At 72.3% G+C, this 25593-nt stretch carries 25 protein-coding genes and 2 pseudogenes; 19 read left to right on the top strand and 8 right to left on the bottom strand.

The features are described 5' to 3' along the window. The first annotated feature begins 47 nt into the window (after positions 1–47). Together B072_RS0126390 and B072_RS0126385 are read left to right on the top strand one after the other, a co-directional pair. A complete protein-coding gene (locus tag B072_RS0126390; protein ID WP_018532952.1) occupies positions 48–1043 on the top strand; it encodes a helix-turn-helix transcriptional regulator in 996 nt (331 codons plus the stop codon). A 135-nt stretch (positions 1044–1178) separates the two neighbouring features. Next, entirely contained in the window at positions 1179–1694 is a 516-nt protein-coding gene (locus B072_RS0126385; protein ID WP_018532951.1) for a DUF4240 domain-containing protein, read from the top strand. A 167-nt stretch (positions 1695–1861) separates the two neighbouring features. On the opposite strand, the gene B072_RS0126380 is transcribed toward B072_RS0126385, so the two are convergent. Continuing rightward, positions 1862–2749, bottom strand: a complete 888-nt coding sequence (locus B072_RS0126380) for a TIGR01777 family oxidoreductase (protein ID WP_043244778.1) — start codon at positions 2747–2749, stop codon at positions 1862–1864. A 32-nt stretch (positions 2750–2781) separates the two neighbouring features. Between B072_RS0126380 and B072_RS0126375 the strand changes: the two genes are divergently transcribed. The 4 genes from B072_RS0126375 (at position 2782) to B072_RS0126360 (ending at position 6649) form a co-directional block, all read left to right on the top strand. Continuing rightward, positions 2782–3276: a GNAT family N-acetyltransferase gene (locus tag B072_RS0126375; protein WP_026246323.1), complete on the top strand. Its 495-nt coding sequence runs from the start codon at positions 2782–2784 to the stop codon at positions 3274–3276. A gap of 75 nt (positions 3277–3351) precedes the next feature. Further along, a complete protein-coding gene (locus B072_RS0126370; protein WP_018532948.1) occupies positions 3352–4710 on the top strand; it encodes a hypothetical protein in 1359 nt (452 codons plus the stop codon). 196 nt (positions 4711–4906) lie between these two features. Next, the gene (locus tag B072_RS0126365; RefSeq protein ID WP_018532947.1) at positions 4907–5290 is read left to right on the top strand and encodes a hypothetical protein; all 384 of its coding nucleotides are present in this window, start codon (positions 4907–4909) and stop codon (positions 5288–5290) included. A gap of 51 nt (positions 5291–5341) precedes the next feature. Then, positions 5342–6649, top strand: coding sequence for a M20 metallopeptidase family protein (locus B072_RS0126360; protein ID WP_018532946.1), 1308 nt, complete (start codon positions 5342–5344; stop codon positions 6647–6649). On the opposite strand, the gene B072_RS0126355 is transcribed toward B072_RS0126360, so the two are convergent. Further along, positions 6562–7353 (bottom strand): peptidoglycan recognition protein, encoded by a 792-nt coding sequence (locus B072_RS0126355; RefSeq protein WP_043244776.1) that lies wholly within the window; start codon positions 7351–7353, stop codon positions 6562–6564. The two genes, B072_RS0126360 and B072_RS0126355, sit on opposite strands and share 88 nt — an antisense overlap. Before the next feature lie 100 nt (positions 7354–7453). On the opposite strand from B072_RS0126355, the gene B072_RS0126350 reads away from it, so the two are divergent. Then, positions 7454–8644 carry a MarP family serine protease gene (locus B072_RS0126350; protein WP_026246321.1) on the top strand — a complete coding sequence of 397 codons (1191 nt, stop codon included), beginning with the start codon at positions 7454–7456 and terminating at the stop codon, positions 8642–8644. A gap of 119 nt (positions 8645–8763) precedes the next feature. Here the strand turns inward: B072_RS0126350 and B072_RS0126345 are convergent, their stop codons facing one another. Further along, positions 8764–9549 (bottom strand): SDR family NAD(P)-dependent oxidoreductase, encoded by a 786-nt coding sequence (locus B072_RS0126345; RefSeq protein ID WP_018532943.1) that lies wholly within the window; start codon positions 9547–9549, stop codon positions 8764–8766. A 137-nt stretch (positions 9550–9686) separates the two neighbouring features. Between B072_RS0126345 and B072_RS0126340 the strand changes: the two genes are divergently transcribed. After that, positions 9687–10346, top strand: a complete 660-nt coding sequence (locus tag B072_RS0126340) for a TetR family transcriptional regulator (protein WP_106432947.1) — start codon at positions 9687–9689, stop codon at positions 10344–10346. A gap of 220 nt (positions 10347–10566) precedes the next feature. Further along, positions 10567–11916, top strand: coding sequence for an NAD(P)/FAD-dependent oxidoreductase (locus B072_RS0126335; protein ID WP_026246320.1), 1350 nt, complete (start codon positions 10567–10569; stop codon positions 11914–11916). Between the two features lie 100 nt (positions 11917–12016). On the opposite strand, the gene B072_RS0126330 is transcribed toward B072_RS0126335, so the two are convergent. Further along, a complete protein-coding gene (locus B072_RS0126330) occupies positions 12017–13453 on the bottom strand; it encodes a hypothetical protein (RefSeq protein ID WP_018532940.1) in 1437 nt (478 codons plus the stop codon). Positions 13454–13701: 248 nt separating this feature from the next. On the opposite strand from B072_RS0126330, the gene B072_RS0126325 reads away from it, so the two are divergent. The 5 genes from B072_RS0126325 (at position 13702) to B072_RS0126305 (ending at position 17238) form a co-directional block, all read left to right on the top strand. After that, positions 13702–14052, top strand: a complete 351-nt coding sequence (locus tag B072_RS0126325) for a 5-carboxymethyl-2-hydroxymuconate Delta-isomerase (RefSeq protein ID WP_018532939.1) — start codon at positions 13702–13704, stop codon at positions 14050–14052. A gap of 65 nt (positions 14053–14117) precedes the next feature. Then, positions 14118–14921, top strand: a complete 804-nt coding sequence (gene lipB / locus B072_RS0126320) for a lipoyl(octanoyl) transferase LipB (protein WP_018532938.1) — start codon at positions 14118–14120, stop codon at positions 14919–14921. A 114-nt stretch (positions 14922–15035) separates the two neighbouring features. After that, positions 15036–16001: a lipoyl synthase gene (gene lipA / locus B072_RS0126315; RefSeq protein ID WP_018532937.1), complete on the top strand. Its 966-nt coding sequence runs from the start codon at positions 15036–15038 to the stop codon at positions 15999–16001. Between the two features lie 270 nt (positions 16002–16271). Then, positions 16272–16469 carry a hypothetical protein gene (locus B072_RS0126310; RefSeq protein WP_018532936.1) on the top strand — a complete coding sequence of 66 codons (198 nt, stop codon included), beginning with the start codon at positions 16272–16274 and terminating at the stop codon, positions 16467–16469. 67 nt (positions 16470–16536) lie between these two features. Beyond that, positions 16537–17238, top strand: a complete 702-nt coding sequence (locus tag B072_RS0126305) for a DUF4191 domain-containing protein (protein WP_018532935.1) — start codon at positions 16537–16539, stop codon at positions 17236–17238. Between the two features lie 246 nt (positions 17239–17484). Here the strand turns inward: B072_RS0126305 and B072_RS0126300 are convergent, their stop codons facing one another. Then, positions 17485–17952, bottom strand: coding sequence for an RDD family protein (locus B072_RS0126300; RefSeq protein WP_026246319.1), 468 nt, complete (start codon positions 17950–17952; stop codon positions 17485–17487). Between the two features lie 199 nt (positions 17953–18151). Between B072_RS0126300 and glnA the strand changes: the two genes are divergently transcribed. Next, entirely contained in the window at positions 18152–19561 is a 1410-nt protein-coding gene (glnA, locus tag B072_RS0126295; protein WP_018532933.1) for a type I glutamate--ammonia ligase, read from the top strand. Positions 19562–19837: 276 nt separating this feature from the next. Here the strand turns inward: glnA and B072_RS0126290 are convergent, their stop codons facing one another. Both B072_RS0126290 and B072_RS0126285 read right to left on the bottom strand, forming a co-directional pair. Next, positions 19838–20488, bottom strand: a complete 651-nt coding sequence (locus B072_RS0126290) for a response regulator (protein ID WP_026246318.1) — start codon at positions 20486–20488, stop codon at positions 19838–19840. Further along, positions 20485–21582 carry a sensor histidine kinase gene (locus tag B072_RS0126285; protein WP_026246317.1) on the bottom strand — a complete coding sequence of 366 codons (1098 nt, stop codon included), beginning with the start codon at positions 21580–21582 and terminating at the stop codon, positions 20485–20487. The genes B072_RS0126290 and B072_RS0126285 overlap by 4 nt, the downstream gene beginning before the upstream one ends. Before the next feature lie 183 nt (positions 21583–21765). On the opposite strand from B072_RS0126285, the gene B072_RS0126280 reads away from it, so the two are divergent. From B072_RS0126280 to B072_RS46825, 3 genes and pseudogenes are all read left to right on the top strand, one after another. Next, the gene (locus B072_RS0126280) at positions 21766–22494 is read left to right on the top strand and encodes a class I SAM-dependent methyltransferase (protein WP_018532930.1); all 729 of its coding nucleotides are present in this window, start codon (positions 21766–21768) and stop codon (positions 22492–22494) included. Next, positions 22491–23108 carry a DedA family protein gene (locus tag B072_RS0126275; RefSeq protein WP_018532929.1) on the top strand — a complete coding sequence of 206 codons (618 nt, stop codon included), beginning with the start codon at positions 22491–22493 and terminating at the stop codon, positions 23106–23108. Before B072_RS0126280 ends, B072_RS0126275 begins: the two co-directional genes overlap by 4 nt. 167 nt (positions 23109–23275) lie before the next feature. Next, positions 23276–23773: pseudogene (locus tag B072_RS46825) on the top strand (recombinase family protein); the annotation flags it as partial. A gap of 492 nt (positions 23774–24265) precedes the next feature. Here B072_RS46825 and B072_RS48355 read toward each other — a convergent pair. Further along, on the bottom strand, positions 24266–24589 hold the full coding sequence (locus B072_RS48355) for an STAS domain-containing protein (protein ID WP_018532927.1): 324 nt from the start codon (positions 24587–24589) through the stop codon (positions 24266–24268). 585 nt (positions 24590–25174) lie between these two features. On the opposite strand from B072_RS48355, the pseudogene B072_RS48350 reads away from it, so the two are divergent. Beyond that, positions 25175–25593 (top strand): annotated as a pseudogene (locus B072_RS48350) (response regulator); the annotation flags it as partial.

Genomic DNA, 25593 nt, shown 5'->3' with positions numbered 1-25593 from the left:
CGGTGACGGCGGGGGGCGTTGTCGTACCCGGGCGGCATGATGGCGGCATGCGCGCTGCCCGCCTGATCAAGATGGTGTTGTTGCTCCAGTCCCGGCCGTCCATGACCGCGGCCGAGCTGGCGCGTGAGCTGGAGGTCTCCGAGCGGACGGTCACCCGGGACGCGCAGGCGCTGAGCGAGGCGGGCGTCCCGGTGTACGCGGACCGGGGCCGGGCCGGCGGCTACCGGCTGATCGGCGGCTACCGCACCCGGCTGACCGGTCTGGCGCGCGGCGAGGCGGAGGCGCTGTTCCTGTCCGGGGTGCCGGGCGCGCTGCGCGAGATGGGCCTGGACGACGCGGCGTCGGCGGCCCGGCTGAAGGTGTCGGCCGCGCTGCTGCCGTCCCTGCGGGACGCGTCGCGGACGGCGGCGCAGCGGTTCCACCTGGACGCGCCGGGCTGGTTCCAGGAGCCGCGGACCCCCGAGCTGCTGCCCGCGCTCGCCGAGGCGGTGTGGGACGACCGGGTGGTGCGGGTCGCCTACCGGCGGGGCTCGGGTGACGCTGCCGACCGGGACGCCGTCGTGGAGCGGGAGCTGGAGCCGTACGGGCTCGTGCTCAAGGCGGGCGTCTGGTACCTGGCCGCGCGGGTCCGCGAGCGGGGTTTCCGGGTGTACCGGATCGACCGGTTCACGTCGGTGGAGGACCCGGCCGACGGTGAACAGTTCGACCGGGACGAGGAGTTCGACCTGCCCGGCTTCTGGGAGGAGCGGGCGGCGGAGTTCGCGCGGGCGATCCTGCGGGCCGAGGTCGTCGTACGACTGACGCCGGACGGCGTACGGCAGCTGCCGTACGCCACGGACCGCGCGTCCGCGCGGGAGGCCCTGGAGCCGGCGCCGGATCCGGACGCGGACGGGCGGGTGACCGTGACGCTGCCGGTCGAGTCGGAGGACGTCGCGTACACGCAGCTCATGTCGCTCGGCCCGGAGGCGGAGGTGGTGGCTCCGGACGCGTTGCGGGAGCGGTTCGCGCGGGCGGCGCGGCGGTTGAGCGGGTGGTACGGGTGACGGAACTCCCGAGGAGCGCCGGACGCGGACCCGTGCGTCGGTCGGGTGCCCTGGGCATGTGCGCGCGTAACGAAGTGGCCCACCTCGTACGCTCGGCGTGCGCCCCCAGGGTCCAGGGCCGATGCTTGTCCCGTGATGGACGAGACCGAGTTCTGGGAGATCGTGGACAGCACCCGCGAGGCCGCCGAGGGCGACCCCGAGGACCATGCCGAGCTGCTCGTCGACAGACTGCTGCAGTCCGATCCCGACTCCGTGCTCGACTTCGCCCGCCATTTCGAGTCCCGCTACAACCGGGCGTACCGGTGGGATCTGTGGGGCGCGGCGTGGGTGCTGCTCGGCGGGGCCGGTGACGACGCTTTCGACTACTTCCGGTGCTGGCTGATCGGGCAGGGCCGTGAGGTGTTCGAGGGGGCGCTGCACGATCCGGACTCCCTGGCGGAGTCGCTCCGCGAGTTCGACGAAGAGGTCGACGGGGACGGTGAGGAGCTCGGGTACGCGGCGGACGAGGCGTACGAGGAGCTGACCGGGACCGTGGCCCCGGACCTGGGCATTCCCCCGGCCCCGCCGGAACCGGAGGGCACCCCGATCGACTTCGAGGACGCGGAGGTTCTGGCCCGGGCCTATCCGCGGCTGACGGAACGGTTCGGATAGTCCTACGGCTGAGGGCCGGTGGGGGCTGGTCGCGCAGTTCCCCGCGCCCCTGCCTGAAGGCATGCGCTACGCGCAGCCTTCCCCTGAAGCGAGCGGAGCTCGCTGTCAGAGGCGCGGGGAACTGCGCGACCAGCCACGACGAGAGCCGCAGCCGCCCACACACCGAATCAAGCAGCCCGGATGGCGTCCTCCAGCCCGGGGAACGCGAAATCGAACCCGGACTCCAGCAGCCGGGTCGGGACCGCCCTGGTCGAGCCCAGAACGTCCCCCGCCATTTCACCGAGGACCACGCGGAGCACCGGCGCCGGAGCCGGAAAGAGCGCCGGCCGGTGCAGAACGCGCCCCATCGCGGCCGTCACCTCCCGGTTCGTCGCCGGATGCGGAGCCGTCAGATTCACCGGCCCCGACACGGACTCCTCGTCCAGGAGATGCCGCAGCGCCGCGACATGGTCGTGCAGCGCGATGTACGACCAGTACTGCCGCCCGTCGCCGAGACGCCCCCCGAGCCCCGCCTTGAACAGCGGGAAGAGCTTGCCCCAGGCCCCGCCGTGGCGGGAGACGACCAGACCGGTGCGGGCCAGGACGGTGCGGATGCCGGCCTGGTGGGCCGCGGCGGTGGCCGCCTCCCACTCCACGCACACCGAGGGCAGGAACCCGTCGCCCACCGCCGCGCTCTCGTCGACGGCCCGCTCTCCCGTGTCGCCGTAGTAGCCGACGGCGCTGCCGTTGAGGAAGACCCGGGGCGGCTCGGGCAGCGCGGCGGCCGCCTCGGCGAGGACCGTCGTGCCGAGGACGCGGCTGTCGCGGATCTCCTGCTTGTACGCCGCCGTCCAGCGGTGGTCGCCGACCCCGGCCCCGGCGAGGTTGACGATCGCCTCGCAGCCGGTGAGCCGGGACGCGTCGACGTGGCCCCCCTTCGGATCCCAGCGGACCTCGTCCGCCGTCCGGGGCTCGCGCCGCACCAGGCGCAGCACGTCATGTCCTTCTCCGGTCAGGGAACGGACGAGAGCCGAGCCGATGAGTCCTGAGGCTCCCGCCACCGCGATACGTGTCATGGCTCCATCCTGCCGGTCGTACAGTGGCCCGCATGTCACAGCCACCGCCCCGAATACGGTTCGGCGTACCGGAGGACGACAGCCGGCTCAGTCTTCTCGACCGCGAGACGTGGTCGTATCTGCACGCGGTCAAGCCACCGGCCGGGCCGCCGTACCCGCCGTTCTTCACCGAGCGGTTCGGTCCGCGCGACCACATCGTCGCCGAGTTCGACGGCCGTGTCGTGGGCTATGTCCGGCTCGGGTACCCCACCCCGCTCGCGGCGAACGCGCACGTCCGGCAGATCCAGGGCCTCGCCGTCGCCGACGCGGCGCGCGGGCGGGGCGTGGGCCGCACCCTGGTGCGGGCAGCGATCGGCCAGGCGCGGCGGCAGGGCGCGCGGCGGATCACGCTGCGGGTGCTCGGCCACAACACCCCGGCGCGCAAGCTGTACGAGGCCGAGGGCTTCGTCGTGGAGGGCGTGCTGCCCGGGGAGTTCCTGCTGGACGGGGAGTACGTGGACGACGTGCTCATGGGACAGGCGCTGTAGGCCGTGGGCCGGCTGTGGGGCGTTATGGGGGTGCCGGGTGTGCCCCGCGAAGCGTGAGGTGTGAACGTAGAGCACATGAGACACCTGGGACTCCCGCGCCGCCCGGGACAGCGCCGCGCCACAGCCACCGCCTCCGTCCTGCTGCTGCCGCTCGCGCTGACCGCGTTGACCGCCTGTTCGGACGCCGACGACACGGCCACCCCGCCGGTGGCCTCGCCCGCGGCGACGGCGAGCGGCGCGCGCTGCGCGACGCGTCCGCTCGTGCCGTCCGCCGACCCGTCCTCGGCCGCGCAGCCCGTGGCCACCGGCGCGTACACGCTGGACAGCGGCTCGGTGTCGGCGCCGCGCAAGAAGGCGTTCACGGCGACGACGGCCGACGAGTCGGCGGCGCTCGTGTCCGGCTCGGGGCGGCTGTCGACATACGACTCGAAGGTGACCAAGAGCGGCGGCACCTCGTCCCTCACCGCCTCCGCCGAACACGGTCTGAACGCGGCGCTGCTGGCCCGTGACGGCGGTCGGCTGAACCTGTCCGGCGGCAAGTTCGGCACCACCGGCAAGGGCGCCACGGGCGTCGCCGCGACGGGGGCGGACGCGCGGGCCACGCTGAGCGCGAGCGGCATCACCACGCAGGGCGCGTCCGCGCACGGCCTCATGGCGTCGTACGGCGGCGCGCTCGATCTGACGTACGTGCAGGTCATCACCGCGGGCGCGCAGTCCGCCCCGATCGCGGCCGGGCCCGGCGGGGCGAAGGTGACGGTGTCCGGCGGCACGATGACCTCGGCCGGCTGCGGTTCGCCGGGCGTGCAGACCGCCGGCGACGTCACGCTCTCCAACACGCTGTTCGACCTGGCGAACTCGGAGGCGTTCACGGTGGAGGCCGGCGGCTCGCTCTCCCTGAAGGACGTACGGGCGTCCGCGGCGGCCGGGGGCGTGATGCTGCGCGGCGCGGGCAGGACGTCGTACGCGATGAGCGGCGGGGCGCTGCAGGCGACGGACGGGGACCTCTTCAGCGTCGAACAGGCCACGGCGGACGTGGAGTTGAAGGGCGGCGCCGAGGTGAAGACCAAGTCCGGGGTGCTGCTGCGCGTCAAGGAGCAGGGTGCCGCGTCCTTCGCGGCGGACGGCGAGAGGCTGAAGGGCGACGTGGTCGTCGCGAAGGGGTCCACGGCCGCCCTGGACCTCGCCGGCTCGACCGTGTTCGACGGCCGGGTCAAGGGGGCGTCGCTGACGCTGGCGGGCAGCGCACGGTGGTCGGTGGCCGGGGATTCGTCGCTGAAGGGGCTGTCGTTCGACAAGGGGTCGGACGTGGCGAAGGAGGTGGCCCGGGTGATCCGGGGCAACGGGCACGCGGTGACGTACGACGCGACGTCCAGCCCGGAGCTCGGCGGCAGGTCCTTCCCGCTGGAGGGCGGCGGCACACTGAAGCCGGCGTAACGCTTCTTCGCCGAGGGGGCGGGGAACAGCGCGAGAAGCCCCACGCACCCGCACCCGGCAACGCACCCCTAGCCCCGAACGGCGCGCCCCCGCGCATCCATCGGCTGCCCCATCCGCTTCACCGCCCGGAGCCCCGTCAGCCGCCGGACCACCCGCACTCCGGGAAACCGCTCCGCTGCCCAGCCAGGTCGCCTCGGTGATCGCGGCGTCGCCGCACTCCCGGGTCGCCGTCGGGTACGGGGCGCTGTGCGTGGCGCACGACGGCGAGGCGGCGTTCGGGATCACCGTGACGCTCGTCGGGCTCGGGGTGGGCCTGCTGTCGGGCGGACTCCCCTCGCTGGTCGCGGAGCGCGCCCCGGCCGGGCAGAGCGGCATCGCGGCGGGGGTCTCCAACACCGTACGCACGCCGGCGGGCGGGGTCGCGGGCGGCCTGTTCGCCGTGGTGCTCGGCAGCGTCCTGCTGGCGGACGCGCCGCTGCCGTCGGTGGAGGCGTACCGGATCGTGTGGCTGACCTGCGCGCTGTCCGGTCTGGTCGCGGCGGGACTCGTCCTGTTCGCGCGGCGCCGCACCACCGGCTGAGCCAGCACACTCTGTTCAACGCAACTGCCGCTCCTGGAAAGGGACTTCACCATGCCCACCGAGCCGACACCGCTGCACTTCCGCGAGCGCGCCGAGGCCCTCGCCCCCGAACTGACCGCTCTGCGGCACGCGTTGCACCGCGAGCCGGAGATCGGGCTCGCGCTGCCGCTGACCCAGGCGAAGGTGCTCGACGCCCTGAAGGGGCTGCCGCTGGAGATCACCACCGGCAAGGCGCTCGGCTCGGTGGTGGCGGTGCTGCGCGGCGGGCGGCCCGGGCCCGCGGTGCTGCTGCGCGGCGACATGGACGCGCTGCCGCTGCAGGAACTCGCGGACGTGCCGTACCGGTCGACGGTCGACGGCGTGATGCACGCGTGCGGGCACGACCAGCACGTGGCGATGCTGGTCGGCGCGGCCCGGCTGCTGGGCGAACGGCAGGCGGAGCTGGCGGGCACGGTGGTGTTCATGTTCCAGCCGGGCGAGGAGAGCCACGACGGCGCCAGCTACATGATCGAGGAGGGGCTGCTCGACGCGGCCGGGCAGCCGCTGGTCGGCGCGTACTCGGTGCACGTGTCGTCGAACGGCCCGCGGTGCGGCACGTTCAGCGCCCGCGTCGGCACCCAGACCGCGGGCAACGCCGAGCTGAAGGTCGTCGTGCGCGGCAAGGGCGGCCACGGCTCGACCCCGCACACGGCCGCCGACCCGGTGCCGGTGGCGGCGGAGATGGTGCTCGCGCTGCAGAACCTGGTGACGCGCGCGGCGTCCGTGTTCGACCCGGTGGTGCTCACGGTCGGCCTGTTCCGGGCGGGCACGAAGCTCAACATCATCCCGGGCACGGCCGAGTTCGAGGCGACGGTGCGCTCCACGTCCCCGGAGGCGATGGCCGACTTCCTGCCGCGCGCGGTGCGCCTGGTCGAGGGGATCGCGGACGGCTGGGGCATGACGGCGGACGTCGACACGCGCGAGGGGTACCCGGCGATGATCGCCGCGGAGGAGGCCGTCGAGCTGGGCCACGAGGTCGTGGGCGAGTTGTACGGCGAGGACGGCTGGCGCTACGACGAGCACCCGATCATGGCGTCCGAGGACTTCTCCCGGATCACCGCGGTCGCCCCCGGCGTCCAGCTCGGCCTCTCGGCGCGCCCTGCCGCCTTCGACGGGGCGGACGAGGCGACGGCCCCCTTCAACCACTCCGCGTACGCGGTCTTCGACGACGCGGCGCTGCCGCGGGGCGCGGCCGTGCTCGCCGGGATGGCGGCGCGACGGCTCTCGGCCGGTCAGGAACGGCCTTGCAGCCGGGCCGCGCGCTCGCGGATGGCGGGGAGCTCGGCCATCAGGGCCAGGCCCGGGCAGAACGTCTCGTAGCCGTCCCGGTGCCCGGAGACCGCCAGGAAGTCGGCCCCGGTGCCCGCGTCGAAGCGGCTCTGGCTGTTGCTGGAGACCAGCCGCACCGTGGAGCGCGGGTCGACGCCGGACAGGCCCAGCTTCCAGGCGGCGACGGCGGCGATCGCGTCGGTCATCGCGCGCGGCACCGGGGTGCCCTCGGTGAACGTGCCGATGGCGGCGATCCCGGCCGTGTCCCGGTTGAAGCCCTGGGTGTGGGCGCCGACGACGGCCCGGTCCACGCCGCCCGCCCGGCCCTCGTAGACGGTGCCGCAGCGGTCGACGAGGAAGTTGTAGCCGATGTCGTCCCACTCCTTGCCGCCGGCCTGGCCCGCGTACAGGTAGCGGATGATGCGCGGGGTGTCGGCGCAGTCGTAGCCGTTCGGCGAGTCGGTGTGGTGGACGAAGACCGCCCGGACGCGGTCCGCGTACCGGATCGGGTCGCGGTGGTACGTGTCCGCGCCCGCGAGCCACTCCGTACGGGGCACGATCCGCGGCGGGACGGCGTGCGCCTTCACGGAGAGCGCGCGGCCCTGCACCGGCAGGGCGGCGGCCGGCAGCACCGGGCCCGCCGCGGCCCGCAGCGGCGCGGGCCCGGTCCGGTCGGCCCCGACCGCGCACAGCACGAGCAGCCCTAGGGCCAGGGCCCCGGGCACACAGCACAACACCGCTCGAAGGACACGCACGCCTCCCACTCTCACGCCGTGTCGCCTGTGCGGTCGGACACATGTCTGCCAGTTGGCGGAACCACCGGCGGGTCCGTGGTCGTTTGTTACCGATATGGACCTGCACATACTCGACGTGCTGCTGATCGTGGCGGCGGTCGTCTACGCGGCCTCCGGTTACCGCCGCGGCCTGCTCTCGGGCTGCGTGTCGCTGGCCGGATTCGTGGGCGGCGCCGTCGTCGGCGTGTGGCTGCTGCCGTTCCTGATGGAGACGGTCACGGCCGGCACGTCGACGGCCACGGTCGTCGCCGTGCTCACGGTGCTGCTGCCCGCGATCCTCGGGCACGCCCTCGCCGGGCGGCTCGCGCTGCGGGTGCGCGGCGGCATGGACCGGGCGCCGGGCGCGCTGCGCGTGGCGGACGGGATCGGCGGGGCGGCGGCCAGCACGGTCGCCGTCCTGGTGGTGGCGTGGGTGGCGGGCAGCGTCCTCGCGGCGTCGTCGTCGGCGACCCTGAACCAGGCGATCCGCTCCTCGACGGTGCTCGGCGCCGTGCAGAACACGATGCCGTCGACGACCCCCGCGTGGTTCTCGAAGGCGACCGGGGCGCTCACCTCGGCCGGGTTCCCGCAGGTCTTCGACCCGTTCGCGAGCGAGCCGTCGGCCGAGGTGGCGAAGCCCTCCGGGGACAACGTGACGGCGAGGGCGACCCGCGCCGCGACGGCGAGCACCGTCAAGGTGGAGGGCGCGTCGGGCACCCAGGGCCGCGAGGGCAGCGGTTTCGTCTACGCCTCCGAGCACGTCATGACCAACGCCCACGTGGTCGCGGGCATCGACGACCCGACGGTCCGGGTGGGCGGCGTCGGCCGTGCCTACGCGGCGCGGGTCGTGCTCTTCGACCCGGACAAGGACGTGGCGGTGCTCTACGTGCCGGACCTCCGGGCGCCCACCCTGTCCTTCGACGACGACGCCGCGCGGGGCGACGCCGCGGTGGTCGCCGGGTATCCGCAGGACGGCGGACTCGACCTCCAGGCGGCGACGGTCGCCGACACGATCGACGCGAACGGGCAGGACATCTACGGGGCCGGGAGCGTCTCGCGGCAGATCTACTCGATCCGCTCGACGGTGCTGCCCGGCAACTCGGGCGGGCCGCTGCTCACCACCTCCGGCGAGGTGTACGGGGTCGTGTTCGCGCGGTCCACGACGGATGCGGGGACCGGGTACGTGCTGACCGCCGACGAGGTCTCCGGGGACGCGGCGCGGGCCGCGTCCTCGACCTCGCCGGTCGACACGGGGGCGTTGGTGTCGTCGTAGGGCGCGCTTCGTCGCCGTAGCTCCGACGGCGCACGAGCGGGTGCGGGCCCGGTGGCCAAGACGAAAGCCGCGGCCGGCCGCGCACGACGGCACGGCAGACGCGGCGCCGCCGCCCCGGCTCAGTAGTGCGTCCCCCCGTCGATCCGCACCTCCGTACCGGTGATGAACCGGCCGTCGTCGGACGCCAGCATCGCGACCACCCCGGCCACCGCCTCCGGCCCGGCGAAACCGTCTCCCAGCGCGGGCGCCAGCTTGGTGAACAGGCTCCAGTCGGTGTCCGCGGGGAGCCCCGGACCCTGGCTCTGCCCGCTCTTCCCGGAGCCGTCCGTCATGCCGGAGGAGATCGAGCCGGGCTGCACGGCGGTGAACCGGATGCCCTGCTTGCCGTACTCGGCGGCGAGCGCGTGCGTCATGGACTGGACGCCGCCCTTGCTGGCCGCGTAGGCCGCCATGTACGGGTGGGCGAACATCGCGGACGTCGAGCTGAAGTTCACGACGGCCGGGGAGTTCCCGTCGAGCAGCGCCGGTATCGCCTCGCGGATCATCAGGAAGGTGCCGGTCAGGTTGACCGCGAGCACCGTGGTGAAGTCGGCGAGCGACGTCTCGTGGGTGTGCGAGGAGCGCAGGATGCCGGCCGCGTTCACGAGGACGTCCAGGCCGCCGAGGGCCGCGAGCGCGGCGGCGACGCCCGCGCGCACGGACGCCTCGTCGGCGATGTTCACGACGACCGTGGTGAGGCGCGCGGCGTCGGCGCCCGCCTTGGTGACGGTGTCGGCGAGGCCGGCCTCGCTGACGTCGGCGGCGACGACCGTGCCGCCCTCCGACAGGACGCGCAGCACGGTGGCCTGGCCGATGCCCGATCCGCCGCCGGTGATCAGCGCGCGGCGGCCTTCGTAGCGGTTCATATGGGTCTCCCTGGGTTCTTTCCGCGTGCGGCGTCCGGTTCCGCGCCGCGCACGGCGCTCACCGTACGCCTAGGTGGCACGTTTTGCCACAACGGCGTTTCGTGCCGCTTTGGCCCTCTCCGGTTACGCTTCCTCAGGTGACCCGACCCGTGAACCAGCCCCTTTCGCTGACCGAGCGCCGCAAGGCCGCGACCCTGCTCGACATCGCGCACGCCGCGGCCGAACTCTTCACCGAACGGGGCCCCGACGGGACGACCGCGGAGGAGATCGCGGGTCGGGCCGGGGTCGCGCTGCGCACCTTCTACCGGTACTTCCGCAACAAGCAGGACGCGGTGGCGCCGCTGCTCTCCTCCGGCGGGGCCCACTGGCGCGAACTGCTCGCCGCGACGGCCCCCGGGACACCGCTGCCCGAGGCCCTGGAGACCGCCGCGGTGGCCTCGCTGTCGCAGCCCGGCGAGGCCGCGGCGGAGGCGCTGAACTGGACCCGGGGGCTGCTGCGGGCGGCACAGGACGATCCGGCCCTGCGGGCCGTCTGGTACCGGGTGAACCAGGAGTCCGAGGAGCAGTTGCTGCCGCTGATGACCCGGCTCGTCGGGCCGGACGTGGACGAGCTGGAGGCCCGGCTCATCGCCGCCGCCGCGACCGACGCGATCCGCGTCTCCCTGGAGGTCTGGGCGGCCTCGGATGCGGACGTCTCCGGCCCCGGCTCTCCGGCGGACCTGGTGGTCCGCGCACTGAGGGGCGCGGGCAACCGCGCGCTCGGCCACCGGACGGCCGCGGACGCGAGCGCCGAGTGACCGCGCACACGCGTCCGCGGGCCCGCCGGGGCCGGCCCGGCGACTCCCCCACCCCCTGACGGGGCGCACCCGGCGGACCGGCCGTGCGCCCGTGCCGCCCCGATGCGCGGACCCTCTTCACCACAACCCCACCTACCCTCGACCCGAACTCAGGTATTCCGGGGCCGAGTCGGGGGCATACGCCTCCAGCCGACAGCCGCGCAACCTCGGGGAGGCGCACGTGCTTGAGCCCGTACACGCAGAACCAGGGACCGTCGTCATCGTGGGGGCCGGGGTCGCCGGACTCGCCGCGGCCCAGCACCTGACCAGGGCGGGTGTGAGGACCTTGGTCCTGGAGGCCGCGTCGGGCGTGGGCGGCCGCATGTCCACGGAGAAGGTCGACGGGTTCCGGGTCGACCGGATCGGGCCGCTGCTCTCGACCTCGTACCCGGAACTGCGCCGCACGCCCGGTCTGGACGGTCTCGCCCTGCGCCCCTTCTCCCCCGGCGTCCTCGTGCACAGCGAGGGCCGCCGCCACCGCGCCGGGGAACCGGTCGGCCCCCGGCGCGCGAGGGGCGCACTGAGTGCGGCGCGCGCTCTTGCGAGCGCCCCTCGTCCGGCACGGGGTGTCAGGCCCCCACTGGGCGGCCCGCTCGACCACGCGCGGCTCGGCGCGGCCCTGGCCCGGATCGCCGCGACACCGCCCGCCCGACTGCTCGCCCGGCCCGAACTCCCCATCTCCCGGGCCCTGTCGGAGCGCGGGCTGCCGTCGAGGACCCTGCACGGCTTCATCCGCCCGCTGCTCTCGGCGCTCCTCTGCGACCCGGACCTGACGACGTCCAGCCGGTGTGCCGAGCTCGCCCTGCACGCGTACGCGAAGGGCCGCCTCGCCGTTCCCGAGGGCGGCGCGGACGCCCTGCCCGAGCTGCTCGCGAGCGGCCTCCCGCCCGGCACCGTGCACACCGGCGTCCGGGTCACCGCCGTCGCGGCGAACCATGTCACCACCGCCGAGCACGGTGAACTCCCGTGCAGCGGCGTCGTGTTGGCGACCGACGCACTCGCCGCCGCCGCACTCCTGCCCGGCCTGCGCGTGCCCGGCTTCCACCCCGTCACCGTGGTGCACCACGCGGCGCCCGAACCACCGCTCGCCGAGGCCGCGTTGCTCCTCGACGCCGACCGGCTCGGGCCCGTCGCGCACACCTCCGTGATCAGCCAGGTGGACCCGAGCCGCGCCCCGGCGGGTCGCGCCCTCATCTCCTCGACCGTGCTCGGACCGCCGCCCGGCGATCGCGAGCTGCGCGCCCAACTCGCCGCGCTCTACGGCACGTCGACGTGCCGCTGGGAGACCCTGGCGGTCCACCACGACGCCCACGCCGTGCCCGCGATGCCGGCCCCGCACGACCCGCGCCGCCCGGTGCGACTCCTCGACGGCCTGTACGTGTGCGGCGACCACCGGGACACGAGCACCGTGCAGGGCGCGCTCCACTCGGGGCGGCGGGCGGCGCGCGCGGTCCTGACGGATCTGGGCGTGCCCGCGGCCGCCTCCCCGGCATCCGGCGAGGAGGAGACCCCGGTGCACGAAGCGGCCTGAGCGCCCGCGCCGGAACCCCCGTCACCGGCGCCGCTCGCCCCTAGAACCGCGCCCGTCTCCGTGGCACTTTCCGGAGGCGGGCGCCCCCAACCCCGACGGGTCACCCCAGCGCGGCGACCTTGTCCCGGTACCCCCGCACGGGCCCCGCGTCGCGGTACGGCTCCAGCCGGCGCTCGAACTCCCGGACGTACTCGTGCGCCCGCACGGATCGCATGTCGGCCGCCGCGGCCGCCGCCTCCGCCCCGAGCAGGCACGCCGCGTCCAGCTCCCCGAGCCCGAGCCGCGCCGAGGCGAGCACCACCCGGCAGAACAGCCGGCTGCGCGCGAACCCGGGCGAGCGCAGCTGCAGCGACCGCTCCGCGTGCTGGGCCGCGGCCCGGTACTGCTGCAGATCGCGGTAGCAGTGCGCGAACTCGTCCGCCAGCTGCGCCTCGTCGAAGAACCGTGCCCAGTGCGGCACTTCGTCCCCGGCCCGCACCGCGTCGAGCGCCCGCTCGGCCCGCACCAAGGACGAGGTGCAGGCCCGCACCTCCCCGAGCAGCCCGTGCCCGCGCGCCTCCACGGCGTGCAGCAGCGCCTGGACGGCCGGCGGCGGCGAGGAGCCCACGCCCTGCTGGGCGACGCGCGCCAGCTGCACCGCCTCGCGCCCGTGCCCGAGGTACACGGCCTGCCGGCTCATGGTGACCAGGACGTACGACCCGTACATCCGGTCCCCCGCGGCCTGCGCGAGCCGCAGCGCCTGGACGAAGTAGCGCTGGGCGAGACCGTGCGCCGCGATGTCGTACGAGGTCCAGCCCGCGAGCCGGGTGAGATCGGCGACGGCGTCGAAGAGGCGCCGCCCGGTCTGCTCCCCGTAGGAGCCGCGGAGCATCGGCTCGGCCTCGTGCTCCAGGTAGCGGACCAGGGCCTGGCGCGCGTGCCCGCCGCCGTAGGCGTGGTCGAGCGCGCGGAACAGCTCGCCGACCGAGCGCAGCGCCGCGATGTCGCCGCCGGTCACCTTCTGGCCGGGCCCGCGCTCGGTCTGGGTGCGCTGCCGGGGCACGGCGGGCCGCCCCTGCACGGGCACCCGGAGCGGGGCGTCCCCTCTGGCCACCCGGTCGTCGGCGCGGCCGATCAGCCAGTCGCGGCTGGGCACGACGAGCCCCGCGGGGGTGAACGCGATCTTGCGGAGCTCGGCGTGACTGCCGGAGTCCTTGCGCCACAGGCCGCTGACGATGTCGACGGCCTCCTCGGGCGAGCCCGCGAACTCCAGGCCCGCGTACACGGGCGCGCAGGCGTCGAGCCCGAGGTCCTGCGCGGAGAGCCGCCGCCCGAGGCGGCGGGTGAACACCTCGGCGATGAGGGCGGGTGTCGTCCCTCTCGGCTGCTGCCCGCGCAGCCATCTGGTCACCGATGTCTTGTCGTAGCGCAGGTCGAGACCGTGTTCCAGGCCTAGCTGGTCCACGCGGCGCGCGAGCCCCGCATTGGAGAAACCCGCCTCCGCGATGAGCGCGGCGAGCTGGCGGTTCGGGGTGCGCTGCGGAGGTCGTTCCGTCATCAGCTGTGCGGTCTCCTGCCTTCCGGGCCGGGGTGCAGCCCTCATGGAACGGCGCGACTGTAACGGCGATATTCGGCCGCGAAGGGGGCTTTGCCCGCCCTTCATCCGATCGTGTGACGAACCGCGAGGAAGGTGGACAGAGGCGGGTGGAGGCAGGGGACGGCCGGAGCGACCGGGACTCGGGAGCCGACAGGAGCCGCACAGACGTACGATGCGTGTGCGCTACACCGGAAGGTTCAAGGTTCCCCGTGCCTCATATCGACATCGACTACTCCGACGACCTCGTCGGCACGGACAGTGGTCTCGACGTGTCCGCCCTCGTGGCGGAGCTCCACCCGCTGGTCGTCGACCGCGTGCGGTCGGTGGGGGTCGGGAAGACCTTCGCGCGGCCCTCGGCGTCGTACGTGGACGGAGCGGCGGCCCCCTTCGTGCACGTGTCGGTCGGCCTGCTCCCCGGCCGCCCGCAGGCGATGAAGAACGCACTCTCCGAGGACGTACTGGCGCTGCTCGACAAGCATCTGTCCGGGGCTCCCGGCGTGACGTACTCGGTCGAGGTGCGGGATCTGGACGCCTCGTACCGCCTCTTCCCGACGCATTGACGCGCCGTACCCTTGCTCTGGGCGCGACATGTGCACGGTGAAGGTTTTTCGAGGAGGCACTGACCGTGAGTGAGTTCCGGTTCGTCCGCATGGGGTTCGGTGCGGAGATGGTCGAGTACCAGGAGGCCTGGGACGAGCAGCGCCGCGTACACGCAGCCCGTTTCGCCGACGAGATCCCCGACACCTGTCTGCTCCTGGAGCACCCGCCGGTCTACACGGCCGGCCGCCGCACCGCTCCCGAGGAGCGCCCGCTGGACGGCACCCCGGTCATCGACGTGGACCGCGGCGGCAAGATCACCTGGCACGGCCCGGGTCAGCTGGTCGGCTACCCGATCCAGAAGCTGCCCCGCCCCGTGGACGTGGTCGCACACCTGCGCCGCCTGGAAGACGCGATGATCGCGGTCTGCGCCGAGTTCGGCATCGAGGCCGCGCGCGTCGAGGGCCGGGCCGGTGTGTGGGTCCTCGGCGACCCCATCGAGCAGCGCACGAGTCTGGGCGGGCTCTCCCTCGACTTCAACCCGCGCCTCAGCAGCGAGGACGAGGAGTTCGACCACCGTCTGGTCGGCCCCGAGTACGCGCCGTCCAACGCGGGCCAGCGTCACGAGGACCGCAAGATCTGCGCCATGGGCATCCGCGTCGCCAAGGGCGTCACGATGCACGGCTTCGCGCTGAACGTGAACCCGGACACCTCGAACTTCGACAAGATCATCCCGTGCGGCATCCGCGACGCCGGTGTGACCTCCCTCTCGTACGAGCTCGGCCGCGAGGTCACCATGGAGGAGGTGCTCCCGGTCGCGGAGAAGCACCTGCAGGACGTCCTGGGCGGCGCGGACCTCAAGCCGCGCGTCGTCGAGACGGCCTCGGCCTGATCCCTCCGCGGGGAATGCACCCTCATGGCCAACGGTTGGCCATCCGTGAGGGCCATGAACATCACGGGCGTACCCTGATGTACGCCGAGGAATCAAAGCTTTAGGGAGCCGGTCGTGTCCGCAGTCGCACCCGACGGACGCAAGATGCTGCGCCTGGAGGTCCGTAACGCTCAGACCCCCATCGAGCGCAAGCCCGAGTGGATCAAGACCCGGGCGAAAATGGGCCCCGAATACACGAAGATGCAGAACCTCGTGAAGTCCGAGGGCCTGCACACGGTCTGCCAGGAGGCGGGCTGTCCCAACATCTACGAGTGCTGGGAGGACCGCGAGGCGACCTTCCTCATCGGCGGTGACCAGTGCACCCGGCGCTGTGACTTCTGCCAGATCGACACCGGCAAGCCCGAGGCCCTCGACCGCGACGAGCCGCGCCGCGTCGGCGAGTCCGTCGTCACGATGGACCTGAACTACGCCACGATCACCGGCGTCGCCCGCGACGACCTGGAGGACGGCGGCGCCTGGCTGTACGCGGAGACGGTCCGCCAGATCCACGCGCAGACCGCCGAGCGCGCCGAGGGCCGCACCAAGGTCGAGCTCCTCGCCCCCGACTTCAACGCCGAGCCGGAGCAGCTCGCCGAGGTCTTCTCCTCGCGTCCCGAGGTCTTCGCGCACAACGTCGAGACGGTGCCGCGGATCTTCAAGCGCATCCGCCCGGGCTTCCGCTACGAGCGCTCGCTGAAGGTCATCACCGAGGCCCGCGAGTACGGCCTGGTGACCAAGTCGAACCTGATCCTCGGCATGGGCGAGACCCGTGAAGAGGTCTCCGAGGCGCTGCGCCAGCTGCACGACGCCGGCTGCGAGCTGATCACCATCACGCAGTACCTGCGGCCGTCGGTGCGGCACCACCCCGTGGAGCGCTGGGTCAAGCCGAACGAGTTCGTGGAGCTGAAGGACGAGGCCGAGCAGATCGGTTTCTCCGGCGTCATGTCGGGCCCGCTGGTCCGCTCCTCGTACCGCGCCGGGCGGCTGTACCAGATGGCGATCGAGAAGCGCGGCGCGTACGTCGCCTCTCAGGCGGTCTGACCGTCCGGTGAGCCCGCGGGCGACACGCCCGTGTGAATTCACGCACAAGAAACTACCGAACGGTAGTGGCTGGTAAGACGCGGTCCTGACCGTCCTCGCAGATGAGGGCGAACGTCAGGGCCGCGTCAGCGTTTCGTGCCCGACCATCAAGGCTTCATTGGCGTTTGACCGCCCGGTCACGCCCTGGTAACACCAATCAGTGACCCTGAAATCACAGCTCGTGCACCCTTCACCAAAGCCGTGATCCGCCTCTGAGGGGGGACCTCAACGATGCAGGCCGCGCCCGTACGCGCTACCGCCATCCCGACGTTCACCGACGCACTGCGTGCCGTCGAGTCGCTGCTCATGAGCGGCGGTCAGCGCCACGCCCGCCGCAACGCCTGGACCTCCGTGCTGGAGGACCGTCGCCGTGCCAAGGACCGGGTGGAGGCCCAGCGCGTCATCGAGGCCGTCTCCGCCCGGGGCTGACGCCTCGTTGAACCTCCCGGACCGTACTGCTGTTCATGCGGCCTCCCCGGCCACGTAGACTTCAAGCATGGCGAGGAAGGAACCAGCAGCGGACGCTGCGAACACGGGGCGACTCAAGCAGATCGCTCTGACCTACAAGATGACCAGCAAGGCCGACCCGAAGATCGGTCTTGTGCTCGCGGCTGTGGGAATCGTCACCTTCGGTGTCTTCCTCGCCATCGGCTTCTTGATCGGTCACCCCATCTATCTCGGAATTCTCGGCTTCCTGCTCGCCTTCCTCGCGATGGCGATCGTCTTCGGACGCCGTGCTGAGCGAGCGGCCTTCGGGCAGATGGAAGGCCAGCCCGGAGCGGCGGCCGCGGTGCTCGACAACATCGGCCGTGGCTGGACGACGACTCCGGCGGTCGCGATGAACCGGAGCCAGGACGTCGTGCACCGCGCGGTCGGCAAGGCCGGCATCGTGCTCGTCGCCGAGGGCAACCCGAACCGGGTGAAGTCGCTGCTCGCGGCCGAGAAGAAGAAGATGGCCCGCATCGTGGCCGACGTCCCCGTGCACGACATCCTGGTCGGCAACGGCGAGGGCCAGGTCCCGCTCAAGAAGCTCCGCACGACGATGCTGAAGCTCAACCGGGTACTGACCGGCCCCCAGGTGACCGCGACCAACGACCGGCTGCGGGCCATGGGTGACCTGATGTCGAACATGCCGCTTCCGAAGGGTCCGATGCCGAAGGGCATGCGGATGCCGAAGGGTGGCGGCAAGATGCGGTGACGCTGCCGCTGTTCCTACGTGAATGGGGCGGGCCGGAACCTTCGGGTTCCGGCCCGCCCCATTTCGGGTTCTCGTCTGCGGGGTTCGGTGGTGTGCCGTCTGGCGGCGGGTGGGGGCTGGTCGCGCAGTTCCCCGCGCCCCTGAGGCATGCGCTGCGCGCAGCCTTCCCCTGGGCGAGCGAAGCTCGCTTCCAGGGGCGGGGGGAACTGCGCGACCAGCCCCACCGGACCCGCACCCGGCCACGTCTCAGCTACGGACCTCTACGGACCGGGCCAGACGGTCGTGCAGGCCGCGGCCGTCCCGGTCCCAGATCAGCGCGGGGATGGCGACACACAGCAGCAGCGTGCGGACGACGACCCGGCCCACGCCGATCCGCCCGCCCGCCTCCGAAACGACCCGCAGGCCGAAAAGGCGCTTGCCCGGGGTGCAGCCGATGGTGCCGACGGTGAGCACGCCGAGCACGAAGAAGATGAGCAGCGCCCAGTTGCCCGTCGCCTGGTTGTAGCCGTGCGTGACCAGGCCGTATGCGATCAGCATGCACAGCGCCCAGTCGACGACGAGGGCTCCGATGCGCCGACCGGGGCGGGCGATGGAGCCCGGACCGGATTCCGGAAGTCCGAGCTGTTCACCGCGGTAACCGAGGTCCGCACCCGCGTTCTCCAAGGCCTCGCGCGGTCCCGACAGCCACGAACCCATTGCTTCCCTGTTGTCCACGCATCCAAGGTACTGCGCCGCACTCCGTACGCCGCTCCGGCCCCCGCTCCGGTTAACTTGTGCGAAACAAATGGGTCATGCTTGAGAAATCACGTCTGCCTATGGTCGGGTCCCAGCGTGTGCCACCGCACTGGCCGCACTGTCGAGCTGTACCGAGCTGCAACCCCGCCCCTCCCCGGGTGGGAGTAGGAGGAGTTGGATGTTCCAGAACGCCGATGACGCCAAGAAGTTCATCGCGGACGAGGACGTCAAGTTCGTCGACGTCCGGTTCTGCGACCTGCCGGGTGTGATGCAGCACTTCACGGTGCCGGCTGCGGCGTTCGACCCGGCCGAGGAGCTCGCCTTCGACGGTTCCTCGATCCGTGGCTTCCAGGCCATCCACGAGTCCGACATGGCGCTCCGCGCCGACCTGTCCACCGCGCGCGTCGACCCCTTCCGCCGCGACAAGACGGTCAACATCAACTTCTTCATCCACGACCCGATCACGGGCGAGCAGTACTCCCGTGACCCGCGCAACGTGGCGAAGAAGGCCGAGGCCTACCTCGCGTCGACCGGCATCGCCGACACCGCGTACTTCGGCCCCGAGGCCGAGTTCTACGTGTTCGACTCGGTCCGCTTCGAGACCTCCGCCAACCGCTCGCTGTACGAGATCGACTCCGAGGCGGGCGCCTGGAACACCGGCGCCGTCGAGAACAACCGCGGCTACAAGGTCCGCTACAAGGGCGGTTACTTCCCGGCCCCGCCGGTCGACCACTTCGCCGACCTGCGCGCGGAGATCTCCCTGGAGCTGGACAAGAACGGCCTGCAGGTCGAGCGCCAGCACCACGAGGTCGGCACGGCCGGCCAGGCGGAGATCAACTACAAGTTCAACACGCTGCTCGCCGCGGCCGACGACTTGATGCTCTTCAAGTACATCGTGAAGAACGTCGCGTGGCGCAACAACAAGACCGCGACCTTCATGCCGAAGCCGATCTTCGGTGACAACGGCTCGGGCATGCACGTCCACCAGTCCCTGTGGGCCGGCGGCGACCCGCTGTTCTACGACGAGCAGGGCTACGCGGGCCTCTCGGACATGGCGCGCTACTACATCGGCGGCATCCTGAAGCACGCCCCGTCCCTCCTCGCCTTCACGAACCCGACGGTGAACTCGTACCACCGCCTGGTCCCGGGCTTCGAGGCCCCGGTCAACATGGTCTACTCGCAGCGCAACCGCTCCGCGGCCATGCGCATCCCGATCACGGGCTCGAACCCGAAGGCCAAGCGCGTCGAGTTCCGTGCGCCGGACCCGTCCTCGAACCCGTACCTCGCCTTCTCGGCGCTGCTCATGGCCGGCCTCGACGGCGTCAAGAACAAGATCGAGCCGGCCGAGCCGATCGACAAGGACCTCTACGAGCTGGCTCCCGAGGAGCACGCGAACGTCCAGCAGGTCCCGACCTCGCTCCCCGCGGTCCTCGACGCCCTCGAGGCGGACAACGAGTACCTGCAGGCCGGCGGCGTCTTCACGTCCGACCTGATCGAGACGTGGATCGACTACAAGCGCACGAACGAGATCGCCCCGATCCAGCTGCGGCCGCACCCGCACGAGTTCGAGCTGTACTTCGACATTTAGGATCGCCGCAGGTCAGAGCGAGTTTTCGTTCTCCTGGGCCGTCTGTGGGCCGTGGGCCGTGTTCTTCCGTTTGGAAGAACACGGCCCACGGCCTTTTGGGTGGGCGCCGCCTCAGCCGCCTGTTTGTCCGTGCGTGTGGTCGGTGTTCTGAACCCTGGCGGACTCCTATGCCGGTTCGGGCTGCATACGAACAGTCGCCTCGATCTTGGCCTTGTCCCGGCGGCGCCGACCGCGGCGCTCGGTCCGAGGTCCGCTCCGGCGGGCTGGTGCGGGGTCTCAGGGGGTGAGGCCCGCGTCGCGGGCCAGAAGCGCGGCCTGGACACGGTTGGTGACGTCCAGGGTGGTCAGGATGCGACTGACGTGGGACTTCACGGTGCTCTCCTGCATGCGGAGGGTTCTCGCGATGTCGGCGTTGGTGTCTCCTTGGGCGAGCAGGGTCAGGACGTCCCTCTCGCGTGGGGTGAGGGCGTCGATGCGGGCCTGGGCCTGGGTGGCCTGGGGGCGACCCGTGTGGTGGTAGCGGTCGATGAGGCGGCGAGCGGCTGTGGGGTGGAGCATGGCGGAGCCTGCGGCCACGAGGTGGACGGCGCGCAGGATTTCGGCCGGGTCGGTGTCCTTGAGGAGGAAGCCGTCGGCGCCGGCGGCCAGCGCGTCGTAGACGTACTCGTCGAGGTCGAAGGTGGTCAGGGTGATGACCTTCGGGGGATGGGGCAGGGCGCGTAGGTGCTTGGTGGCGGCGATGCCGTCCATGCGGGGCATGCGGATGTCGACCAGGGCTACGTCGATGCGGTGGGCGGTTGCCTGCTCGATGGCGTGGAGTCCGTCGGTGGCCTGGGCGACGACGTGGATGGTGTCGTCGCTGTCGAGGAGGTCGGTCAGTCCGAGGCGGACGAGGGCATCGTCGTCGACGACCATGGCGCGGATCACGAATCGGGGCCGTTCTGTTCGGTGACGGGGTGGGGGATGCGGGCGGCCAGGCGCCAGGTGCCGGCGCCGCCGGGCCCGGCGTTCAGGTGTCCGCCGAGTGCTTCGACGCGCTCGCGCAGGCCGATCAGGCCGAAGCCGGAAGGTACCGGCCTGCCGTCGGCCAGGGCGGTACCGGGCGGGTTGGTGACCTCGACCAGGGTGGCGGGCGGCGCGTAGGAGATGCGGACGCCGACCGGTGCGTCGGGGGCGTGCTTGCGGGCGTTGGTCAGGGCTTCCTGGATCAGCCGGTAGACGGCCAGCCGGTGCGCAGCGGGTGCCTGTGCGGGGCTGCCCTCCACGGTCACGCTGATGGCCTGTCCGGCCGACCGCGCCTGCTCGATCATTTCTTCGACGTCGCGCAGGACCGGTGCGGGCGGGTCCGCGGCGGACAGGGTTTCCGTGGTGCGCAGTGCGCCGAGCACGTCGCGCAGGTCGGTCAGGGCGTCGGTCGAGGCGGTACGCAGCAGGCTGAGGCGTTCGATGACGGGATCGGGCAGCGTGTCCTTCTTGGTGGCCAGGATGCCGGTGTGCAGGGCGATCAGGCTGAGCCGGTGGGCGAGCACATCGTGCATCTCCGCCGCGATCGCGGAACGTTCCGCCATCCGCGCGGCCTGCTCACGCAGTTCCCGCTCGGTTCGCAGATGCTCCACCTGGGCATTCAGTGCCTGGACCAGGCGGCGCCGGTTGCCCATCCACAGCCCGCCGATCACGGCCAGTATCAGGAAGAGCATCGAGCCGTACTGCTGCGGGATCCACAAGGACGCAGCCGGGCCAAGGACGGCGTTGCCGGCGAGCGCCACGGCTGAGCAGACGACAGCCGCCCGGATGCGCCGCCGGTCGGCAAGGTCGAACAGGGCGATCAGGAACAACGGCAGTACAGGCGGCCCCCACACGCCAGTGGCCACCGTGGTCAGAGCCGGAGCGGGCCACCACAACCGATGGCCCCACAGCAGAGCCAGCCCGCACGCCAGCACCACCGCGCTACGGGCGGTGACGTACCGGCCGCCACTGGTCAATGCCCCGCTCTGCACAGCAGCCAGGGTCAGCAGCACCACCAGTACGGAGCGCCCGTACGCGGCCCATCTGCGGCTTCGTTCCCGTTCCACCTGTGCAGCGTAGGCAGACGGCCGCCGGTTCCACCGCCGACGTTCTGCCATGACACCCCCCTACTTTCGTAGGGGAAGGCGGTCGCACAAGGGACGATCCGCAGGGGTGAGAGCGTCCTTAGCGTCGAAGACATGGACGACTGGACCACCTCACACGACCGTGTCCTCGCGCAGCGCAACGCCGAGGGCTGGATGTTCCTCATCGAAGCGGCCCGCGACCTGCGCACCACCGGAGCCATCGCTCCCAGCAGCAGAACGCTCGCCCGCCTGCTCACCGACCCGGTGCAGGAGCACGGAGCACGGCCCCTGAATGTTCTGGAGGCGGGTGCGGGCACCGGATCGGTCACCCGCACCTTGATCCCCCGCCTCTCCCCGAGCAGCCGGCTGGACATCGTCGAGGCCAACGCGCGCTTCGCCTCCCAACTGCGCCGCCTTGTCCGCACCCATCCGCGGCTGGCCGGTGAGAGCCAACGGGTCCGCGTCCACCACGCGCTGGTCGAACAGCTCGACACCGGCCGCCCCTACGACGTGATCATCTCCGGCCTGCCGTTCACCAACTTCACCCCCGCCCAGGTCGAGACAATCATGAACCGGTACATGGAACTGCTCCACCCCGGCGGAACCCTCGCCTACTTCGCCTACCGCGGCACCCGCTACGCCCGCGCCCTGACCTCCTCCCGTGCGGAGGCCCGCCGCCACCGAGCCGTCGAAGAAGTCCTCGCCGGCTACCAGCGCCGCTACGCCACCGGCCGCTGGACCGTGTGGACCAACCTCCCCCCGGCCGACGTCTGGCAGCTGCGCCGCCCCAACGACGCGTCCGCCCCGGCAGCGCCGTACATCCTGACCGGGGCAGCCCGATGAACACGCTGACCGGACTGATCGCCCAGCTGCCCGCTGCGGGCGCCTACGCGATCCTGGCCGCCGCCGTGCTCACCGAGTCCGTTCTGCTGATCGGCGCGTTCGTCCCGACCCTCACCCTGCTGCTGGCCTCCGGCGCCTTGGCCCGCGCCGGCGACCTGAACCTCGCGCTGGTGATCGTCACCGCATCGAGTGCCGTCGTGGCGGGTGACGTGCTCGGCCACCGTACGGGGCGCCTGTTGGGCGGCCGCCTGCGCACCGGGCGCTTCGGGCGGCGCGTCCCCACCGCCGCCTGGCGGCGGGCTGACACCCTCATGGCCCGGCGCGGCGGACAGGCCGTCTTCCTTTCCCGGTTCGTCCCCGTCGTACGCACCCTGACCCCGCACCTGGCGGGGGCGACTCGCCTGCCCCACCGGCGCATCGCCCCCTACAGCCTGCTCGCCGCACCTTTGTGGGCCGGCGCTGAGGCCACAGCCGGATACGCCGCAGCCCCTTCCTTCCAGCACGTCATCACCTACGGCGGCCCGGCCCTCGCCGCCGCCGTAGCGGTGATCGCGGCCGTCGCTCTGGCCGCGCACAAGATCCGACGCCCCGTCTGTCGTCAAACGATCGTTTGACGACAGGCAGGCGGCGCGTCCGATGAACCCGTGCAATCCGGGGGTTCGCGGCGGCTCGAATCCCATCAGACTCGATGGTGATCGCTGACAGGGTTTGACGACGGAGACGGGTCTCGACCGACCACCAGTCGACCGCCCGGCCGGACCTCGTCCTTTACGAGGCCGGGCACGAGGCCGGGATCGAGGACTCGGTTGCCTTCGCGGAGGGCCCGGGCACCTCCAGCCGCCTTCACCCGCTCCAGCGGCCGAAGTTCCGCGAGCCGCTCACCTACGCGCGGCCGGGCGACACCGTGCACATCTCCGAGATGTTCCGCCTCGTCCGGGGCACCGGCCACATCCTCAACGTGCTCGACGTCCTCCATCGCGACCAGGTGGCGCCGCGCATCCACGACGGCGCGTTCTCCGCGATGGACCTCACCGCCCGCCACCCGCGCACCGGCGAGCTGCCGTCCACCATGAAGTTCATGGTGCGAACCCTCGCCGCCGGCGAACTCCAGCGCGAGCTGACCTACGACGGACTGCGCGCCTCCGAGGCCAAGGGCGACAAGGGCGGGCGCCGCCCCGGAGCTGCCGGCCACCCTCGACATGCCGGGGCAAGGTCGTCGACTTCCTCCGCTCGGCCGACCTGGAGCCCGCCCAGCGCGTCGCGCTCGACCAGGGGGTGACCGTGCGGCGCGGCCAGGGTTGCACCCTGCGCTTCAGCGCCGCGGATCAGTTTCAGTGCGGGGTTCAAGGACGGTGAGCGCTGTCCGACGGTGCCGTCCATCGTTGGGGGTGGGGCAGACATGCGAGGCCGGCGCTGGGAAGCGATGAAGCGGCGGCCGCCACCGCTGCGTCGGCGAGGGTGGCGGCCGCCGGTGCGAGGAATCGCGCTCTCCCTGGGGCGCGCTTCCTCGCCGGGATGGTCCTCAGGTCACCCGGGGCGTGCGGGAGTTCGCCCCACTCGGGCGGGCCTGAGGACGGGGGCTGGGGTCAGCGGATCGGTGGTGGCCTTCGTGGCCTGGCCGGCACGAGGGTCCGGGGCGTTCACCGGTTCGGGTCGGACATGCGGCGGCCGGTTGTCTCGTGGATCGGTCGGGTGGCGCTTCGGGTCCCGCCGGAGCCCGCGCGGACGGCACGGCGGGGTCGGTCTGCCCGTAGGTACCGTGGTGGTCTCCTCAGGCTGTCAGGTGCGGTGGAAGGCTTTCGAGCAGGCAGAAGTCGGTTCCGGTGCCGGTGAGGCGCAGGATTCTGGCGATCTGGTGGGTGTCGGGCAGGACGCGCAGGGTGCCGCCGCGCTCCAGAACGCGGTCCCGGGTCCGCAGGAGCAGTCGCAGCCCGCGTACGTCCACGAAGGTCACCTTGCGCAGGTCCATGACGATCGACGGCCGGTCGAGGAGGGTCAGCAGGTCCATCTGCGGTGTCAGCCGGGTGTGCGCCACGAGGTCCAGTTCCCCGTGGAGTTCGACGACGGACACGTCGTTCACCGCACGTACCCGCATGCCGAAGAGCTCCGGCTGAGAACCTGTGGCGCCCCGGCCCTCCGCTGCGGCGCGGCTGCCGTCGCCGAACGCGAGGGGCCGCCGGCGTGGGCCCCCGTGCCGGTGGCCTCCGTGTGCCGCGTTCACCGCGCCCCCCGGGCCGTGAGCTGCCCGGGCCGACGCGTATCCGTCCCGCAGCGACCGGGAGTCGGAGGGGGTGCGGGAAGGACCGGAGTGATGGACCAGGACAAGGCTCCTCCTCGGGCGGGCGGTGGGCGCGCAGCCGCGGCCCCGTCCCTCAAGCCCCGACATGGGCAGGAACCCTGTCAGTGAATCCTTTCCCCGCGACCGGCCGGTATGGGGCAGACCTGCAAATCCAGCGGGGTGTCTGCCCGCCCTCCATCCGGGGGGGGGTGCCCCCAACATGCCGCCGTGGAAGCCCAGTTCGCGCCGGTCGGCCCGTGAGAACGGCCTCGGTGCGGGCCCTGCGGAGTAGAGTCGAACCACGAGACCTTTGACGTGTCCGGCGGTTGCCCTGGCTTGGGAAAGCCTCCGTCGCAACCGGCCATCTCCGAGATCTGCTGCCCGCCAGCCAGGAGACCGGACATGGCACCCGACAGCACACCCCTCACCACACCCCTCACCGTCGTCCTCGCCACCGACAGCTTCCTGATCGGGGACGGCCTCGCCGCGCTGCTCGCCGACACCCCCGACATCAAGATCGTGGGCCGGGTCCGCCACCCCGACGACCTGGTGGCCGTGGTCGAGGGCCATGAACCGGACGCGGTCATCATCAGTCTGCGCACACCCGTCGTCACCACCATGGCCACCCTCGAAGCGGCCCGCCGCCTGCGCACCGACCATCCGGGGGTCGGCATCGTCGTCATCTCCGACCGCGGCAACGGCTTCGCCCTGGAACTCCTGCGCGGCGGCGCCTCACGGATCGCCTACCTCCTGGACGACCGGATCCCGGGCATCGACACCGTGCTCGGCGCGCTGCGGGACATCCGTGCCGGCCAGACCGT

The organism is Streptomyces sp. HmicA12 (genome assembly GCF_000373565.1).
In the GTDB taxonomy this organism is placed as follows: Bacteria; Actinomycetota; Actinomycetes; order Streptomycetales; family Streptomycetaceae; genus Streptomyces.
Note: the sequence above shows the minus strand (reverse complement) of the source record. Positions and strands in the feature narration are given on the sequence as shown.

What these genes read in the sequence shown, in the direction of transcription:
- B072_RS0126390 (WP_018532952.1), top strand. Translation starts at nt 48, where the DNA reads ATGCGCGCTGCCCGCCTGATCAAGATGGTGTTGTTGCTCCAGTCCCGG.
- B072_RS0126385 (WP_018532951.1), top strand. Translation starts at nt 1,179, where the DNA reads ATGGACGAGACCGAGTTCTGGGAGATCGTGGACAGCACCCGCGAGGCC.
- B072_RS0126380 (WP_043244778.1), bottom strand. Translation starts at nt 2,749, where the DNA reads ATGACACGTATCGCGGTGGCGGGAGCCTCAGGACTCATCGGCTCGGCT.
- B072_RS0126375 (WP_026246323.1), top strand. Translation starts at nt 2,782, where the DNA reads ATGTCACAGCCACCGCCCCGAATACGGTTCGGCGTACCGGAGGACGAC.
- B072_RS0126370 (WP_018532948.1), top strand. Translation starts at nt 3,352, where the DNA reads ATGAGACACCTGGGACTCCCGCGCCGCCCGGGACAGCGCCGCGCCACA.
- B072_RS0126360 (WP_018532946.1), top strand. Translation starts at nt 5,342, where the DNA reads ATGCCCACCGAGCCGACACCGCTGCACTTCCGCGAGCGCGCCGAGGCC.
- B072_RS0126345 (WP_018532943.1), bottom strand. Translation starts at nt 9,549, where the DNA reads ATGAACCGCTACGAAGGCCGCCGCGCGCTGATCACCGGCGGCGGATCG.
- B072_RS0126330 (WP_018532940.1), bottom strand. Translation starts at nt 13,453, where the DNA reads ATGACGGAACGACCTCCGCAGCGCACCCCGAACCGCCAGCTCGCCGCG.
- B072_RS0126310 (WP_018532936.1), top strand. Translation starts at nt 16,272, where the DNA reads ATGCAGGCCGCGCCCGTACGCGCTACCGCCATCCCGACGTTCACCGAC.
- B072_RS0126305 (WP_018532935.1), top strand. Translation starts at nt 16,537, where the DNA reads ATGGCGAGGAAGGAACCAGCAGCGGACGCTGCGAACACGGGGCGACTC.
- glnA (WP_018532933.1), top strand. Translation starts at nt 18,152, where the DNA reads ATGTTCCAGAACGCCGATGACGCCAAGAAGTTCATCGCGGACGAGGAC.
- B072_RS0126280 (WP_018532930.1), top strand. Translation starts at nt 21,766, where the DNA reads ATGGACGACTGGACCACCTCACACGACCGTGTCCTCGCGCAGCGCAAC.
- B072_RS0126275 (WP_018532929.1), top strand. Translation starts at nt 22,491, where the DNA reads ATGAACACGCTGACCGGACTGATCGCCCAGCTGCCCGCTGCGGGCGCC.
- B072_RS48355 (WP_018532927.1), bottom strand. Translation starts at nt 24,589, where the DNA reads ATGCGGGTACGTGCGGTGAACGACGTGTCCGTCGTCGAACTCCACGGG.